The sequence below is a fragment of the Actinoplanes awajinensis subsp. mycoplanecinus genome, assembly GCF_001509495.1.
GTDB classification, from domain to species: Bacteria; Actinomycetota; Actinomycetes; order Mycobacteriales; family Micromonosporaceae; genus Actinoplanes; species Actinoplanes palleronii.
Genome location: NZ_LLZH01000098.1, coordinates 1 through 1,511 on the forward strand (window position 1 = coordinate 1; position 1,511 = coordinate 1,511).

The following is a 1,511-nucleotide window of genomic DNA, read 5'->3' on the forward strand; positions in this document are numbered from 1 at the left end:
CCGGCTCGTGGCCCATACCGTCACCCGGGCGACCTGCCGATCCAGGTCCGCATTCTGCTCAGCCGACGACACCCGGGCGTACACCACTGTCTGCCCGGGTTCAGCCGACATTGCGGTGACCGGCTCGCCGACCATGATGAGACGGCCGATCCGGTAGGTAGGAACAGGCAGCGTCCCGGCCGCATACTGCCGTCGAGCGGTGATGTACGCGATGCCGGTCGACGACGCCCACTCCTTCAAGTTCACATGAGCATCATAGCTGCCTCAAGAACGCCAAAGATGCTCAACACGCCAGCAGTTAGCTACCCCTGCTAGCCAGTCAGGGTACGGCCGATCCGGTTGGAGTCAGGCCGCCACATCGACGGTACGCCCTGCCGACGAACGTTCACCTCTGAGCGTTACGACCCGCCCTGAACGTTCCGCACGTCCACGATCCACCGCTGCACCGTCCGCTAGAGCATCCGCCGCCGAGCCGAGGTCGAGCTATACAGAGACGCCTGGGAAGAGATGCTGGGAAGGGCCGCGCCGCACCAGGAGCCGCTGGAGCTGATCAGGGCGGCAGCCGGGGAGAGGAAGTGATGGGAGACAAGAACTTCGGCCACATCAACCAGAGCGAGTTGGCCTGGCGCAAGGGCAGCCGTTCGTCCGGCAGCGGAAGCGACTGCGCGGTGCGCGACAGCAAGGACCCGAGCGGCCCGATCCTGTTCTTCACTCCGAGCGAGCGCGCCGCGTTCGTCGCGGGAGTGCGGGAGGAGCACCTCCTCTAGATCACCCAGAAGCGTTGCCGCGCTCTGGCAGTCCCAGCAGTGGTCATCCCGTTGCCCGGTTCGTGGTCGCGTCAACGGCCTCAGCCAGCCAGCAGACCTGGATGCTTCGAGATGACCGTGGCCCAGCCAACATCACCAGACACTGCTGGCCGCATCTTCGAGTCGCTATGAGCGATATTCCGGCTCACCAGGCATTCGGGACATGCCAACAAGATGGTGTCGGGCTTGCTCTCGTACCGATGCGAGCGCACGCTAATGCGAGAACTTGATGCCACTTCCAGAGTCAGGAAGATTGGACTTCGCCATTGTCCTTCGGCGGCTGAAGTACACAGAACTCGTTGCCGTCAGGATCGGTGAAGACATGCCAGCTCCAGCCGTATTCCTCGATCGCGTTTTCTGTAACACGCCCGGCACCGAGCGCCATCACTCTGGCCGTTTCTACGGCCAGATCGGGTACGCGCAGGTCCAGATGTAACCGGTTCTTGGTGACCTTGGCCTCTGTTACCTGCTGGAGCAGCAGTTCAACGCCATGACCATCTGGGGGCATCAACTGTTGATAGCGACCGGGCGAACTCGGCTCAGCACGGTAGCCGAGCACACCGCACCAGAAAGTTGCCGACCGATCCAGGTTGGAGCAATCCAGAACTGAGCTTCCCCTCGTAACGTGGAGACATCGCCTTAAAGGATTGGTGATCGGCGATGGCGGAGACACGACGAAGGTTTGATCAGGACTTCAAGGATGGT

2 protein-coding genes and 1 pseudogene are annotated in these 1,511 nt (G+C 62.1%); 1 reads left to right on the top strand and 2 read right to left on the bottom strand.

Features of this window, described 5'->3' with window-relative positions; all coding sequences use genetic code 11:
• Positions 1-246 (bottom strand): annotated as a pseudogene (locus tag ADL15_RS14400) (recombinase family protein); the annotation flags it as partial.
• Between the two features lie 332 nt (positions 247-578).
• Here ADL15_RS14400 and ADL15_RS14405 point away from each other — a divergent pair.
• Complete coding sequence (locus tag ADL15_RS14405) at positions 579-767, top strand: DUF397 domain-containing protein (protein ID WP_067689835.1); 189 nt, start codon at positions 579-581, stop codon at positions 765-767.
• A 283-nt stretch (positions 768-1,050) separates the two neighbouring features.
• Here the strand turns inward: ADL15_RS14405 and ADL15_RS51395 are convergent, their stop codons facing one another.
• A complete protein-coding gene (locus ADL15_RS51395) occupies positions 1,051-1,461 on the bottom strand; it encodes a VOC family protein (RefSeq protein ID WP_083971246.1) in 411 nt (136 codons plus the stop codon).
• Positions 1,462-1,511 lie beyond the last annotated feature (50 nt).